General features: G+C 67.0%; 1 pseudogene. It reads right to left on the minus strand.

The annotated features are described in order from the left end of the window. Positions 1–624, minus strand: a pseudogene (locus F6S12_RS32630) (flagellar hook-length control protein FliK); the annotation flags it as partial.

Below are 624 nucleotides of genomic sequence, written 5' to 3' on the forward strand. Positions count from 1 at the left end.
AGGTTCTGCAGGGCGTTGATCAAGCTACTGAGGGAACCCTGGCGGCTTTGCTGGCTGGCCAGTTGGGCGGCGATGGCCAATTGCTCCTGACGGCTGCTCAGGGGGACGAAATTCAGGGTCTGGGCATCCGAGACCAGGGCGCTGAGCAGGCTGCCGATGCGCAGCGGCTGCGGGCTTTCGATGCTCAGGGTGGCGCCGCTCTGTGCGGTGTTGAGCAGGCTCACCAGGGAGCGATAGATCGCCGGCTGGCTGGTGCCCTGGGGCAGCATCTGGGTGGTCAGCACCTTGGCCTGGATCAGGGTGCCGGGGGGCAGTTGGCTGGTGTCCAGGCGGGTCAGGGCGGCGACACTGGAGGCGATGGCCTGTTGCACGGTGATCGCCAGGTTGCCCGCCGAGGGTTGGGTGACCGCCAGGCTGGTGCCCTGGGGCAGGGGTTGATTGCTGGTGGCCTGCAAAGTGGTTTGCCGGCCGTTGTCCAGGGTCACTTTGAGCAGCAACTGGAACGTCTGGTCGGTCTGCTTGAGCGACAGCACTTCGGCCTTGGCGCTCTGGCCGGCGGCAATCAGGCCCTCCAGGGGCGGCACCAGCTTCAGCAGTTCCCCGCTGATCGCCTGGGGGCGCGAG

This window comes from Pseudomonas sp. JV245A, from assembly GCF_032424515.1.
Classification (GTDB): domain Bacteria; phylum Pseudomonadota; class Gammaproteobacteria; order Pseudomonadales; family Pseudomonadaceae; genus Aquipseudomonas; species Aquipseudomonas protegens.